We start from the raw sequence: 13785 nt of genomic DNA, 5'->3' as shown, positions 1-13785 counted from the left end.
CTCGCAATATCAGGATCCGTCATGTCCCGTCGCCTCGCTCTCCTTCTGTCGTCCGCCATTCTCGGCGCCGCCGTGGCCAGCCCGGCCCTCGCGCGACAGACCGAGGAGACGAAGGTCGACGAGGTGGTGATCACCGGCTCGCAGGTGCGCCTCCCCCCTGTCTATTCGGGCGGCCAGGTGGCGGCCGGCGCGCGCGTCGGCCTGCTCGGGGCGCTGGACACCATGGACACCCCGTTCGCCATCACCAGCTACACCGAGGAACTGATCCGTGACCAGCAGGCGCGCAGCATCGCCGACGTCCTGCAGAACGACCCGACCGTCCGGGTCTCCAAGGGCTTCGGCAACTTCCAGGAGCTGTACGTCGTTCGCGGCTTCCCGGTCTATTCCGACGACATGACCTATAACGGCCTCTACGGCGTGCTGCCCCGGCAGTTCGTGGCGGCCGAACTAGTCGAGCGCGTGGACGTGTTCCGCGGCGCCAACGCCTTCCTGAACGGCGCGGCCCCGGGCGGCAGCGGCGTCGGCGGCGCCTTCAACCTGATGCCCAAGCGCGCCGGCACCGCGCCCCTGACGCGCCTCACGACGGGCTGGGACGGCGGCTCGCAATTCTATGGGTCGGCCGACGTTTCTCGCCGCTTCGGCGAGAACAACGCCTATGGCGCGCGGCTGAATCTTGGCCTGCGCGACGGGGAAACGGCCGTCGACAATGAGAAGCGCAATCTCAAGGTGGTGGGCCTGGGTCTTGACCGTCGCGGCGACCGCGCCCGTTTCTCGGCCGACCTCGGCTTCCAGGATCACCACATCGACGCCCCGCGCCCGACCGTCACCCCGGCCGGGGCGATCCCCAAGGCGCCGGACGCCGGCGAGAATTTCGCCCAGCCCTGGACCTATACCGACGAACGCCAGCTGTTCGGCGCGGCGCGCGGCGAGTTCGACCTGACCGACACCGTCAGCGCCTGGGCCGCGATCGGCGGCCGCAAGGGCAAGGAAGACAACGTCCTGGCCAACCCGACGGCCCAGCCGAACGGCGTGATCAGCGCCTACCGTTTCGACAATGTCCGCAAGGACGAGGTCATCTCCGCCGACGCCGGCCTGCGCGGCAAGTTCCAGACCGGTTCGATCGGCCACAGCCTGGTGGCCTCGGTCGCCTCGGTCAGCCTGAAGTCGAAGAACGCCTACGCCTTTTCGAACTTCGCCGGCTTCGCCAGCGATCTCTATAGCCCCATCAATGTCGCCGCCCCGAACCCGAACTTCTTCGTCGGCGGCAGCAAGTCGGACCCGAACGTCACCGAGCGCGCCAAGAACCGCAGCGTCGCCGTCGCCGATACCCTGTCGTTCCTCGACGACAAGCTGCTGCTGACCGCCGGCCTGCGATATCAGGACGTCGAGACGCGCTCGTACGACTACAACACCGGCGCCCGCAACGCCGCCTATGACGGCCACGCCACCACTCCGGCGCTGGCTGCGGTGTTCAAGCCCAGCGACCATGTCTCACTTTACGCCAACTACGCCGAGGCCCTGGTCCCCGGCCAAGTCGCGCCGGCCCAGGTCAACGGCGTCGCCGTGGCCAACGCCGGCGACATCCTCTCGCCGTTCCGAGGCAAGCAGGCCGAGGTCGGCGCCAAGTACGACCACGGGACCTTCGGCGGCGCGATCTCGCTGTTCCGCGTCAAGCAGCCCAACGCGTTCTTCGTGGCCAGCAGCCGCCAATACACCTCGGGCGGCGAGCAGGAGAACAAGGGTGTCGAGCTGACCGTCTATGGCCAGCCCGCCGAGGGCCTGCGCGTCCTGGGCGGCGCGACCTGGCTGGACGCCAAGGTCAATCACGCCCTGGACGCCACGCTGGAAGGCAAGTCGCCGATTGGCGTGCCGGACTTCCAGGCCAATGTGAACGTCGAGTGGGACGTCAAGGCCGCCCCCGGCCTGACCGTCGAGGGCCGCATGGTCCATACCGGTTCGCAGCCGGCCAACGGCGCCAATACGGTCGACCTGGCCGCGTTCACCCGCTTCGACGCTGGCGTCCGCTACGCCTTCCAGGCCGGCGGCAAGGCGATGACGGTCCGCGCCCGGGTCGAGAACCTGGGAAACAAGGACCAGTGGGTCGCGGTCGGCGGCTATCCGAACGCCAACTACCTGACGCTGGGCGCGCCGCGCACCCTGCGTCTGTCGCTCACCACGGACTTCTAGACCGAATGAAGGCCCGGACGCTCCGCGCCTGGTCGTGGGTTCACAAGTGGTCGAGCCTGGTCTCGACCGCCTTTCTGCTGATGCTGTGCGTCACCGGCCTGCCACTGGTGTTCAAGCACGAGATCGAGCATGTCCTGATGCGCGAGGCCTGGGCCCCGGCCCATCCGGACGGGCCTCGACTGAACCTCGACCAGGTGCTGAACGCCGCCCTCGCCCGTAAGCCGGGCGAGGTCCCGGCCTTCATGAGTTTCGACGAGGACCGGCCGGTCGCGAATGTCACCAGCGTCAAGCCCGGCGACAGGGCGGGCGTCTACAGCTTCCAGCCCATCGACCAGACCAGCGGCGAGCCCGCCCCCTCGGTGGCCGGCCACCCGGTCATGGAATTCCTGCTCCAGCTGCACACCGACATGTTCCTGGGTCTGCCTGGGATGCTGTTCCTGGGCGCGATGGGCCTGTTGCTGATCATGGCCCTGGCCTCGGGCGTGGTGCTCTACGCGCCGTTCATGCGGCGGCTGCCGTTCGGCGCCGTGCGGGCCAGCAAGCAGGCGCGCACGCGCTGGCTGGACTACCACAACCTGCTGGGCGCCGTGACCCTGACCTGGGTTCTGGTCGTCGGCGCGACCGGCGTCGTCAACACCCTGGCGACGCCGATCATCGACTACTGGAAGAATACGGCGCTGAAGGAACTGACGCAGGCCTATGACCAGCCCGCGCCGGCCGGCCAGCGCAGCTCGCTGCAGGCCGCCGTCGATCGGGCCAAGCTCGCCCTGCCCGGCATGCGGCTGCAGTTCGTGGCCTTCCCCGGCTCGACCTATTCGACCGAGCACCACTACGCGGTGTTCTTCCATGGCGACACGCCGCTGACCGCGCACCTGACCACCCCGGCCCTGATCGACGCCCGCACCGGCCAGTTGGCCGCCGTCGCCCCGACGCCGTGGTATGTGAAGACCCTGTCGCTGTCGCAACCGCTGCACTTCGGCGACTATGGCGGCCTCCTGCTGAAGATCCTCTGGGCGCTGCTGGACATCGCCACCATCGTGATCCTGGGTTCGGGCCTCTATCTGTGGTTGGCCAAGCGGAAACCCGCACGATGAGCAAGGGCCATCACCTCACCCTCTGGCAGGTGTTCCGCGCCCCGGCCGCGATCGCAGCGCTCAGCCTGTTCGGCCTGGTCGCCGCATTGCTGGGCGACGGGGTCTGGGACGCCGTCGGCGCGCTGGCCCTGGCCTCCTCGGTCGCGGCGACGGTCTGGGCCCTGGCCACGCGCAGGCGCTGAATATTACTTTCGTTTCATAGACTTAAATCGACGTCATGAAGCAGTCGTAACGGGTGTTCCGCGGCGCCGGCGACTACACCCTCATTCAACGGATCGCCACCGGCGGCCACACGAATTGAGGGACAAGATCATGAGCAAGCTCGTCAACCGCATCGCCGCCATCGCCGCCCTGGCCCTGGCCGCCACCCCGATCATCGGCCTGACCGCCGCTCACGCCGCCGAGCCGGCCACGCCCATCGCCCGCATCCGTGTCGGCGACCTGACCCTGTCGAACCCCGCCGACGCGCGCGAGTTCGCCCGTCGCGCCCACGCCGCCGGAACCCGCGCTTGTGACGCCAAGGGACTGACTGGCCTGTCGGCGAGGGCCTGCCTGATGGACTTCCACCAGGACCTGCGGCAAGCGCTGACCAAGCAGCAGGCCGCTCAATTGCGGATCGCCAAGCGCGCCGGCGCCTGATCAGCCCCGACGCAGCCAGGCCGCGACCGCCCACGAATGGGCGTCGTGGCGGAGGGCGACCACCGCATCGCGCGGATCCAGCCAGACCAGCTTGTGGTCGTCCTCGACCTTCAGGCCCGGGGTCTCCCCGATGACCTGGACGACATAGACGCCGCCGAAGTTACGCACCGGCTGGCCGTCGGACTTCAGGAACAGCTGCGAGACCATCTCGACTAGCGCCCCAGCCTCGACCACCAAGCCGGTTTCCTCGCCGAACTCGCGGACCACCGCTTCCCGCTCGGTCTCGTCGCCGTCCACCGCTCCGCCAGGCAGGTCGAAATACGGCGCCTTGCCGGGCTTGGTGACCTGGGCCAGTGCGATCTGGCCCAGGCTGTTCTCGGCGATACCGAAGGCGGCGGCGCGGTCCATATAGGTCTTGCCCGCGACGGGCGCGCCGAAAGCCAGCATCCTTTAGTCCTTGCCGTAGAGGTCGTTCCAGGGATCGGCCTTGCCGGACGCCACGTCCGCCACGCTGATCTCGGGACGATAGCCGATCGTGCCATTGGCGCTCGCGCTCCAGGCGTCGACGACGAGGTCGCGCAGGGCCGCCGCGCCAGCCGCGATGCGGGCCTGGACGAAAGCCTTGGCGCGCGGATCGGTCTCGACCATCTCGCCGGCCTTTTCCAGCTGGTACAGGGGCTCGGTCTGCTTCCAGGTGTCGGTCAGATAGCCGACCACGCGGGTCTCAATCGAGCAGTCGCAGGCCTTGTAGGCGGGGACCAGCGCCTTGACCGACGCCTCGTCACCCAGGGCCTTGGCCAACGGACCTTCGAACTGGAAGTGCGTCGAGCGCGCGTTGGTGTAGCCGTTGGGGTTGGGATAGTCGCCCCAGCCGTTGTAGTGCACCGACAGATGCAGCGGCTGGCTGCCGTCGCCAACATAGTGGGCCCAGACGCCCAGATCGCGCAGCAGCAGCGCCTCGCGACGGATCAGATCGGCCTTGTAGTAGGCCAGGCGGGTCTTGTCCTTCTCCAGCTTCACGGCCGCGGTCAGCACGCGCCAGTAGGTGAAGTCCTTCACCAACTGCTGGTAGCCGTCGATGATCGCATACGGCAGGTAGCCAGCCTTCCAGCTGTCGACGCCGGCGGCCTGCAGGGCCTTCTCGTAGTCGGCGCGGGTCGGCGGCAGGGTCGCCACCGTGAACATCGGACCGCCGTACATGCGGCCCTGGTCGTCGATGTCCAGGAAGTGGGCGGCGTCCCGGTCGGTGTCGTGGATCTTGCCCGAGCCCTTCCAACGGTCCGGCTCGCGGGCGTATTCGCCAATGGCGGCGATGGCCGTCGGGGTGCGCAGGAAGGCCGGCACGTCGGCCGGGAAGCTCTCGGCGCCGACCACGCCCACGACGCGGTGGCCCGAAGCTCCCCAGGCGAACGCCGAGGCGGCTGGCGCCGACAGGGCCGCGGCGAGGACGAGGACTTTCAGGCTGGACGAAAGGCGCAAGGCAGAGGCTCCGAAGATCAGATAGGCCAGACAAGCCGGGTGTAAGGCGCCAGGACGCTGTCGGCCAGCGTCGCGCGCGCCGAGACCAGAGCCGCCCTGTATTGCCGCCGTATTTCGGGTCGCGCGTGGCGCGCCGGAACCGAATGGCGAGTCGCGAAGAGCACGCTGTTCACGGCCGGGTTCCGTCCGAGACGTCAAAAAAAGGTGAAAATCGACTCTTCCAAGGCTCCGCTTCAAGCGGCTGAATCCATGTCGCTTTTTCGCTTATCTGGCGAAAGGGGTCCGCGGCGTATCGACTCTCGGGGTTGTCACGGGTGCGTGATCCGAATATCCAAGCCGCCAACCGACAGACACGCCGATAAGAGGACACCCTCGATGCGACGCAAGCTCGCCGGAATTTTGGCCACCGCGGTCATCTCCGCATTCGCCATTCCCGCCCTCGCTCATGCCGCTCCCGCGGATTCCGCGCCCGCTCAGGCGACGCGTGTCGACCCGCTCGGCGACCTGATCACCTCGGCCCTCAGCGGCGGCGCCCTGCCCGGCTCGGTCGAGTTCACGATGAAGGCGACGATGTATCACGCCGGGGCCAAGGGCATCCGCGCATTCGACTCGCTGGGCTGCAAGGTCGCGGCCATGCGCACCGTCGCGGTCGATCCCAAGGTGATCCCGCGCCGCACCGTGATCTTCATCAAGGAAACCGTCGGTCTGCCGATGCCGGACGGCGGCAAGCACGACGGCTACTGGTACGCCTCCGACATCGGCGGCGCGATCAAGGGTCTCAAGCTCGACCTGTTCAGCGGTGTCGGCGCCAGCTCGATGAAGGCCCTGCGCGGTCTCGACCTTTCCAGCCTCTCGGTCAGCAAGGTCGGCGAATTCAAGGGCTGCCCGCCGCAATAGCGGTCTCCGCGCGCCGCGCGGACTAGAATTGTCTCCCGGACTCGGCTTGGATCCCCGCCTTCGCGGGGATGAGCGGTTCGGGGTCTATCATGCGCAATCTATCCATCAGCGTCCTGGCCCTCGCGGCCGTGCTCGCGGCTGCTCCCTCCCACGCGGATGACCTCTCCCGCCTGAAGACCCGGGCCGCCAAGGTCCAGATCATTCGGGACGACTGGGGCATCGCCCACATCCACGGCAAGACCGACGCCGACGCGGTGTTCGGCATGGCCTACGCCCAGGCCGAGGACGACTTCAACCGCGTCGAGACCAACTTCATCACCGCCCTGGGCCGCACCGCCGAAGCCGAGGGCGAGAAGGCGATCTGGGCGGATCTGCGCCAGAAGCTGTTCATCGATCCCGTCGTGCTGAAGGCCGACTACGCCAAGAGCCCGGTCTGGCTGAAGGCGCTGATGAACGGCTGGGCCGACGGCCTGAACTTCTTCCTGGCCACCCATCCGAACGTGAAGCCGAAGGTCATCACCCATTTCGAGCCGTGGATGGCGCTCAGCTTCTCGGAGGGCAGCATCGGCGGCGACATCGAGCGCGTGGCCCTGACCCAGCTGGAAGCCTTCTACGGCCAGCGCCAACTGGCCATGACGGCCGACGAGAAGGGCCTGCTGTTCAAGGAGCCCAAGGGCTCGAACGGGATCGCCATCGCCCCGTCCAACACCCTGGGCGGCCACGCCCTGCTGCTGATCAATCCGCACACCAGCTTCTTCTTCCGCTCGGAGATGCAGGTGGCCAGTGACGAAGGCCTCGACGCCTATGGCGCCACGACCTGGGGCCAGTTCTTCATCTACCAGGGCTTCAACGCCAAGGCCGGCTGGATGCACACCTCCAGCGGCGTCGACGTCGTCGACGAGTTCGCCGAGACCATCGTCGAGAAGAACGGCCAGCGCTTCTACAAGTACGGCTCGGAACTGCGCCCGCTGAAGAGCGAGGTGATCGCCGTTCCCTACCGCGCCGCCGACGGGACGATGTCCACGAAGCGCTTCACAGTCTTCAAGACCCACCATGGCCCGATCGTCCGCGAGGCCGCCGGAAAGTGGATCAGCATCGCCCTGATGAACAAGCCGATCGCGGCGCTGGAACAGTCGTTCCTACGCACCAAGGCGACCGACTACGCCGGCTTCATGAAGGTGGCCGAGTTGAAGGCGAACTCCTCGAACAACACCCTGTTCGCCGACAGCAAGGGCGACATCGCCTATCTGCACCCGCAGTTCATCCCGGTGCGCGACGACCGCTTCGACTACACCAAGCCGGTGGATGGCTCGGACCCGGCCACCGACTGGAAGGGCCTGACGCCGCTGGACAAGGCCCCGCACGTGCTGAACCCGAAGAACGGCTGGGTCTTCAACAGCAACAACTGGCCCTACGGCGCCGCGGGCCCCTACAGCCCGAAGAAGGCCGACTTCCCGAAGTACATGGACCAGGCCGGCGAGAACCCGCGCGGGCTTCATGCGCCGCTGGTGCTGAAGGACCGCAAGGACTTCACCTTGGGGGGGCTGATCGACGCAGCATACGACCCGTACCTGACGGCCTTCGCGCGCCTCGTCCCGACGCTGGTCGCCGCGTATGACGCCGCGCCCGATCCCAAGGTCGCAGAGCAGGTCGCCGCCCTGAAGGCCTGGGACTGCAAGTGGTCGGCGCGCTCGACCGAGACGTCGCTGGCCGTGTTCTGGGGCGAGGCCATGTGGGCCAAGGCCGCGCCGGCCGCCAAGGCGGCGGGGATGAGTGTTTACGACTACATGGCCGACAAGCTCTCGCCCGCCGACAAGCTGGCCGCCCTGGCCGAGGCTTCGGATCGCCTGACCGCCGACTTCGGATCGTGGAAGACTCCTTGGGGCGAGATCAACCGCTTCCAGCGCAACGACGGATCGATCGTCCAGACCTTCGACGACAACAAGCCCAGCATCCCGGTGGCCTTCACCTCGGCCCAATGGGGTTCGCTGGCCTCGTTCGGGGCCAAGCACTGGCCGGGGACCAAGAAATACTACGGCACCTTGGGCAACAGCTTCGTGGCGGTCGTGGAGTTCGGCGACAAGGTCCGGGCTCGCGCCATCTCGGCCGGCGGCGAAAGCGGCGACCCCGCCTCCCCGCACTTCAACGACCAGGCGCTGCGGTACAGCCTCGGGAATTTGCGGGACGTCTACTTCTATCCTGAAGACGTGAAGGCCCACGCGGTGAAGACGTACCGGCCCGGGGAGTAGCTAAATATCCCCGCCGACGTTCGGCGCCGCGCCGGGCGCGCGGGCGACATGGATGCCGCACTCGGTCTTTTCCTGGCCGGCCCAGCGCCCGGAACGACCATCTTCCGACGGCTGGGTGCAGGGCCAGCAGCCGATCGAGGCATAGCCCTGGGCGACCAGCGGGTGGGACGGCAGGTCGTGCTCGGCGACATAGGCCTCGAGTTCGGCCTTGCCCCAGTTGGCCAGGGGATTGAACTTCAGCTTGCCGTCGGCCGCCTCGACCACCGGCAGGCTCAGGCGGTCGCCGCCATGGAAGCGCTTGCGGCCGGTGATCCAGGCGTCGAAGCCGCCCAGGGCGCGGTCCAACGGCAGCACCTTGCGGATGTTGCAGCAGCCGTCGATGTCGGTGCGCCACAGGTCCGACTTCGGGTCCTGGGTGGCGATGTCCGCGAACGCCGGGCGCAAGTCGCGCACGTCGGTCAGGGCGAAGCGCGACGCCAGGTTCTTGCGGTAGTCCAGCGTCTGGCCGAACAGCATGCCGGTGTCGAGGAACAGCACCGGAATGCTCGGCGACACCTGAGAGACCAGGTGCAGCAGCACGGCCGACTCCGCGCCGAACGACGAGACCAGGGCCAGGCGGCTTCCAAAGTGCTCGTAGGCGACGCGCAAGATGGTCAGCGGGTGGGCGTCGCGCAGCTCGGCGTCCAGCCGGGCGGCGAGACCCGCGGCGCTGCCCCCGATCTGGTCGTAAGCCATCAGGAGGCCCTTTCCTCGAACGCGACCGGCTTGTCGTCGACGGCGCGCTGATAGACGTGGCGGAAGCGGCTGGCGGCCTTGGTCCAGGCCTCCGGGGTCGCGCCGTCGGACGGTTCGAAGGCGTCGAAGCCGCAGCGGACCATGAAGCCGGCCTGCTCCTGCAGCACGTCGCCCACGGCGCGGATCTGCCCCTCATACTTGAAGCGCTCGCGCAGCAGGCGGGCCGAGGTGTAGGCGCGGCCGTCGCGGAACTTCGGGAAAGCCAGGGCCACCACCGCGATGCGCGGCAGGTCGTAGGCCAGAACCTCGATCTCCTCGTTCGACTCGACCCGCACGCCGACGCGACGGCTGTTCGAGGACAGCAGGCCATCGCCCTCGGCCTCGAAGCGGGCCAGAGACAGGATCACGTCGCCGCTTGAAGGGATGGCGTCCTCGTCAGCGACGTTGACGAAAGCGTCGTCGGCCCAATGGGCCTGGCCGTCCGTCAGCTCAATCAGCCTGGGCATAGACCGCCTCCTTGAAGGGCTCGAGGCCGACGCGGCGATAGGTGTCGAGGAAACGCTCGCCGTCCGCGCGGGTGTTCAGATAGGCGCCGACCAACTGGTCGACGGCGGTGGCGACCCGGTCGGCCGGCAGCGCCGGGCCGAGGATCTTGCCGATCGAGGCGTCTTCCGCCCCCGAGCCGCCCAGCGACAGCTGGTAGAATTCCTCGCCCTTCTTATCGACGCCTAGGATGCCGATGTGGGCCACGTGGTGGTGACCGCAGGCGTTGATGCAGCCGCTGATCTTGATCTTCAGCTCGCCCACCTCTTCGGCGCGATCGGGATCGGCGAACTGGCGGGCGATGTCCTGAGCGATCGGGATCGCGCGAGCATTGGCCAGGGCGCAGTAGTCCAGGCCCGGGCAGGCGATGATGTCGCTGATCAGGTCGATATTGGCGGTGGCCAGGCCGGCGGCTTGCAGGGTCGCGAACACGGTCGGCAGGTCGTCCAGCCTGATGTGCGGCAGGACGAGGTTCTGCACGTGGGTCACGCGCAGGTCGTTGAAACCGTAGCGCTCGGCCAGGTCGGCGACGACCTCCAACTGGTGGGCCGAAGCGTCGCCGGGCGTCTGATCCGGGGCCTTCAGCGAGACCTCGACGATCGCATAGCCCGGCTGCTTGTGCGCCTTGACGTTGTTGCGGACGAAGCGGGCGAAGGCCGGATCGTTGGCCTTGGCGGTCTCGAAGGCTTCCGAACGGGCCGGCAGGGTCTCGAACGGGATCGCGGCGAAGGCGGCGCGGATGCGCGCGTACTCGGCGGCCGGCAGGTCGGCGCGCTCGGCGTCGATCTTGGCCCACTCTTCTTCCACCTGGCGGCCGAACTCCTCGGCGCCGAGGGCGGCGACCAGGATCTTGATGCGGGCCTTGTAGATGTTGTCGCGGCGACCGTGGCGGTTATAGACGCGCAGCACGGCTTCCAGATAGCTCAGCAGCCGGTCGGTCGGCAGGAACTGCTTGATGGTCGGGCCGACATAGGGCGTGCGCCCCTGGCCGCCGCCGACGATCACCTCAAAACCTAGCTGCCCGTCGCGGCCCTGGCGCATCAGCAGGCCGATGTCATGCACCTTGGCGGCCGTGCGGTCTTTGGCCGAGGCGGTGATGGCGATCTTGAACTTGCGCGGCAGGTACGAGAATTCCGGGTGCAGGGTCGACCACTGGCGGATCACCTCGGCCCAGACGCGGGGATCGTCGACTTCCTCGGCCGTGGCGCCGGCATAGGGATCGGACGTGGTGTTGCGGATGCAGTTGCCGCTGGTCTGGATCGCGTGAAGGTCGACCTCGGCCAGCTTGTCGAGGATCTCCGGCGCGTCCTTCAGCTTGATCCAGTTGAACTGGATGTTCTGGCGCGTGGTGAAGTGGCCGTAGCCCTTGTCGTAGTCGCGGGCGATCTCGGCGAGACGGCGAGCCTGGGTCGGGTTCAGCGAGCCGTAGGGGATGGCGACCCGCAGCATGTAGGCGTGGAGCTGCAGATAGAGGCCGTTCATCAGCCGCAGCGGCTTGAACTGGTCCTCGGTCAGTTCGCCGGCCAAGCGGCGGGCGACCTGGCCCCGGAACTCGGCCGAACGGTCGGCCAGGAATTCCTTATCGATGAGGTCGTACTGGTACATGCCCTACTTCCTGCGGATCAGGTCTACACGGCCAGTCGAGCGCGCCGCGCCGGAGGCGTGGCGCAGGGCCTCGACCACGTCGCCGCCCTCGGCCTGCTTGCCGTGCGTGGGTTCGTTGGTGGGGCCCAGGGCCCGGATGCGTTCGCGGTAGCTGACAGGCGCCCAGTGGCCTTCCGACGGGGTCAGGTCGATCGGATAGACGTCGACGACCACGGTCGGCTGGCCCTTGCCCGTGGCGACGGCGGCCTCGAGCTCGGCTTCGGCGGTCTCGTCGAACAGCTGGGCGTCCCCGAAACGCTCGACCCATTGGCCGGCCTTCCAGAACACGACATCGCCGTCGAGCAGGCGGTTGGCGGTGATAGCTTTCATCAGCGCGAGCTCCGCTCGAACGACAGGGTTTCGGCAACTTCGGGCGTGGCCGTGACCGTGTCGGCCATGGCCATCGACTCGCCGACCATCAGCAGCGCGGGGCCTTTCACGCCCTGGGCCGCCTCGGCCAGACCCGCCAAGGTGGTCAGCACGCGGCGCTCGTCGGCGCGGCTGGCGTTCTCGACGATCAGGGCCGGAGTCGAACCGGCCCGGCCGGCGCCGATCAGCCGCTCGGCGATCAGGCCGGCGGTCGAGACGCCCATATAGACGACGACGGTCTGGTTCGGCCGGGCCAGGGAGACCCAGTCGAGATCCGGCTCGCCCTGAGCGGCGTGGCCGGTGACGAAGGTCACGGCCTGGGCCGCGCCGCGATGGGTCAAGGGCGCGCCGGCGCCGGCGCTGGCGGCCAGGGCGGCGGTGACGCCGGGCACCACGTGGCACTCGACGCCCGCCTCGCGGCAGGCCAGCAGCTCCTCGCCGCCTCGCCCAAACAGGAACGGGTCTCCGCCCTTCAGGCGCACGACGTTCAGGCCATCCAGGGCCAGGGCCACGATCAGCTGGTTGATGTCGTCCTGCGGCAGGGTGTGGCGCGACTTGCGCTTGGCGACGTTGATCCGGCGGGCGCGGCGCGGCGCCAGGTCCAGGATCTCGTCGGACACCAGGCCGTCATGCACCACGACGTCGGCGGCGCGCAGGGCGTTGAAGGCGCGGAAGGTCAGCAGGTCCGGGTCGCCCGGACCCGCGCCGACGAGCCACACCGCGCCGAGCGCGCGACGGGCCCGCGTCCCGCCTACGACGACGAGACCGGGCTTGCTCCTGTGGGCCGGCGAGCGGGCCATGCTGTTTAGAACCTCTATCAACGCGCTTGGAATAAAACTCTGGAACGCAAGGCGGGGCCGCCCCTAAGGACGACCCCGCTCGCGCGCGCCGGCGAAAAGGGCCAATCCGCCAGCGAGCCCTTGCAAACTCGACGCGAAGGGCTCAATTCGCAAACAAGGACTTCTGCCGGGGCGTTCAGTAAAACTATGGAAAGACCCAACGAGCGCCGCCGCCTGCCGCCGCTCAATGCTCTGCGCGCCTTCGAGGCCGCCGCTCGTCACCTGAACTTCAGCCGCGCCGCCGACGAACTTTCGGTGACGCCCGGCGCCGTCAGCCAGCAGATCCAGAATCTGGAGGACTATGTCGGGGCGGCCCTGTTCAAGCGCACCCCCAAGGGCCTGTTGCTGACCGACGCCGCCCAGACCGCCCTGCCCGCTCTGCGCGAGGCCTTCGACCGCCTGGCCGAGGCCGCATCCCTGTTGACCGCCGCCGTCGACGGGCGCCGCTTGACCCTGACCGCCGCCCCCTCCTTCGCCGCCAAGTGGCTGGTGCCGCGCCTGGGCAAGTTCGAGCAGGCCCATCCGCAGGTCGACGTCTGGCTGTCGGCCGGCATGGAGGTCGTGGACTTCGCCACCGGCGAGGTCGACATGGCCATCCGCTACGGCTCGGGCCGCTATCCCGGTCTGGAAGTCATCCGTCTGATGCACGAGACCGTGGTGCCGGTCGCCAGCCCGGAACTGCTGGAGACCAACGCCCTGGAGCGTCCCGAGGACCTGGCCCACCACATCCTGCTGCATGACGGCTCGCCCGACGCCGACGACAGCTGCCCAGACTGGGCGATGTGGCTGGCGGCGCGCGGCATCAAGGGCGTCGATGGCGCGCGGGGTCCGCGCTTCAACCAGTCCAGCATGGTCATCGAGGCCGCCGCCAACGGCCGCGGCGTGGCCCTGGCCAAGCGCACCCTGGCCCAGGCCGACCTCGACTCGGGCCGCTTGGTCATCCCGTTCGAGGCCTCCACGGCGGTCGACTTCGCCTATTACGTCGTCCATCCCAAGGCCAAGGGCCGCCTGCCCCAGGTGAAGGCCTTCGTGAACTGGCTGAAGACCGAGGCCGAGGCGCACGAGGCGGCGCTCCAGACCATGGACAATGGTTCAGGGATCTAGGGGCTG

General features: G+C 68.2%; 14 protein-coding genes. 7 read left to right on the top strand and 7 right to left on the bottom strand.

Annotation, left to right across the window (positions count from 1 at the left end; translation table 11 throughout):
- The first annotated feature begins 21 nt into the window (after positions 1-21).
- The 4 genes from EIK80_RS07675 (at position 22) to EIK80_RS07660 (ending at position 3920) form a co-directional block, all read left to right on the top strand.
- Positions 22-2187 carry a TonB-dependent siderophore receptor gene (locus tag EIK80_RS07675; RefSeq protein WP_125156365.1) on the top strand — a complete coding sequence of 722 codons (2166 nt, stop codon included), beginning with the start codon at positions 22-24 and terminating at the stop codon, positions 2185-2187.
- Positions 2097-3281 carry a PepSY domain-containing protein gene (locus tag EIK80_RS07670; RefSeq protein ID WP_125156364.1) on the top strand — a complete coding sequence of 395 codons (1185 nt, stop codon included), beginning with the start codon at positions 2097-2099 and terminating at the stop codon, positions 3279-3281. The genes EIK80_RS07675 and EIK80_RS07670 overlap by 91 nt, the downstream gene beginning before the upstream one ends.
- Positions 3278-3463, top strand: a complete 186-nt coding sequence (locus tag EIK80_RS07665; RefSeq protein WP_233586482.1) for a hypothetical protein — start codon at positions 3278-3280, stop codon at positions 3461-3463. Before EIK80_RS07670 ends, EIK80_RS07665 begins: the two co-directional genes overlap by 4 nt.
- 130 nt (positions 3464-3593) lie before the next feature.
- On the top strand, positions 3594-3920 hold the full coding sequence (locus EIK80_RS07660; RefSeq protein ID WP_125156362.1) for a UrcA family protein: 327 nt from the start codon (positions 3594-3596) through the stop codon (positions 3918-3920).
- On the opposite strand, the gene EIK80_RS07655 is transcribed toward EIK80_RS07660, so the two are convergent.
- Both EIK80_RS07655 and EIK80_RS07650 read right to left on the bottom strand, forming a co-directional pair.
- Positions 3921-4367, bottom strand: a complete 447-nt coding sequence (locus EIK80_RS07655) for an NUDIX domain-containing protein (protein WP_125156361.1) — start codon at positions 4365-4367, stop codon at positions 3921-3923.
- Positions 4368-4370: 3 nt separating this feature from the next.
- Complete coding sequence (locus tag EIK80_RS07650; RefSeq protein WP_125156360.1) at positions 4371-5399, bottom strand: S1/P1 Nuclease; 1029 nt, start codon at positions 5397-5399, stop codon at positions 4371-4373.
- A 375-nt stretch (positions 5400-5774) separates the two neighbouring features.
- Between EIK80_RS07650 and EIK80_RS07645 the strand changes: the two genes are divergently transcribed.
- Complete coding sequence (locus tag EIK80_RS07645) at positions 5775-6296, top strand: 3D domain-containing protein (RefSeq protein ID WP_125156359.1); 522 nt, start codon at positions 5775-5777, stop codon at positions 6294-6296.
- A gap of 89 nt (positions 6297-6385) precedes the next feature.
- Positions 6386-8545, top strand: a complete 2160-nt coding sequence (locus EIK80_RS07640; protein ID WP_125156358.1) for an acylase — start codon at positions 6386-6388, stop codon at positions 8543-8545.
- Here EIK80_RS07640 and EIK80_RS07635 read toward each other — a convergent pair whose 3' ends face one another.
- From EIK80_RS07635 to cobA, 5 genes are read right to left on the bottom strand one after another with little or no spacing between them, the layout of a single operon-like run.
- Positions 8546-9280, bottom strand: a complete 735-nt coding sequence (locus EIK80_RS07635; protein WP_125156357.1) for a phosphoadenylyl-sulfate reductase — start codon at positions 9278-9280, stop codon at positions 8546-8548.
- Positions 9280-9786: a DUF934 domain-containing protein gene (locus EIK80_RS07630; protein ID WP_125156356.1), complete on the bottom strand. Its 507-nt coding sequence runs from the start codon at positions 9784-9786 to the stop codon at positions 9280-9282. Before EIK80_RS07630 ends, EIK80_RS07635 begins: the two co-directional genes overlap by 1 nt.
- Positions 9770-11428, bottom strand: a complete 1659-nt coding sequence (locus EIK80_RS07625) for a nitrite/sulfite reductase (RefSeq protein WP_125156355.1) — start codon at positions 11426-11428, stop codon at positions 9770-9772. Before EIK80_RS07625 ends, EIK80_RS07630 begins: the two co-directional genes overlap by 17 nt.
- Positions 11429-11431: 3 nt before the next feature.
- On the bottom strand, positions 11432-11797 hold the full coding sequence (locus EIK80_RS07620; RefSeq protein WP_125156354.1) for a DUF2849 domain-containing protein: 366 nt from the start codon (positions 11795-11797) through the stop codon (positions 11432-11434).
- A complete protein-coding gene (gene cobA, locus EIK80_RS07615; protein ID WP_370450204.1) occupies positions 11797-12636 on the bottom strand; it encodes a uroporphyrinogen-III C-methyltransferase in 840 nt (279 codons plus the stop codon). Before cobA ends, EIK80_RS07620 begins: the two co-directional genes overlap by 1 nt.
- Before the next feature lie 186 nt (positions 12637-12822).
- Between cobA and gcvA the strand changes: the two genes are divergently transcribed.
- Positions 12823-13779: a transcriptional regulator GcvA gene (gcvA, locus tag EIK80_RS07610; protein WP_125156353.1), complete on the top strand. Its 957-nt coding sequence runs from the start codon at positions 12823-12825 to the stop codon at positions 13777-13779.
- The last annotated feature ends 6 nt before the right edge of the window (positions 13780-13785 follow it).

The sequence above is a fragment of the Caulobacter sp. 602-1 genome (assembly GCF_003931565.1).
Taxonomy (GTDB): Bacteria; Pseudomonadota; Alphaproteobacteria; order Caulobacterales; family Caulobacteraceae; genus Caulobacter.
This window is presented reverse-complemented; position numbering and strand designations above follow the sequence as displayed.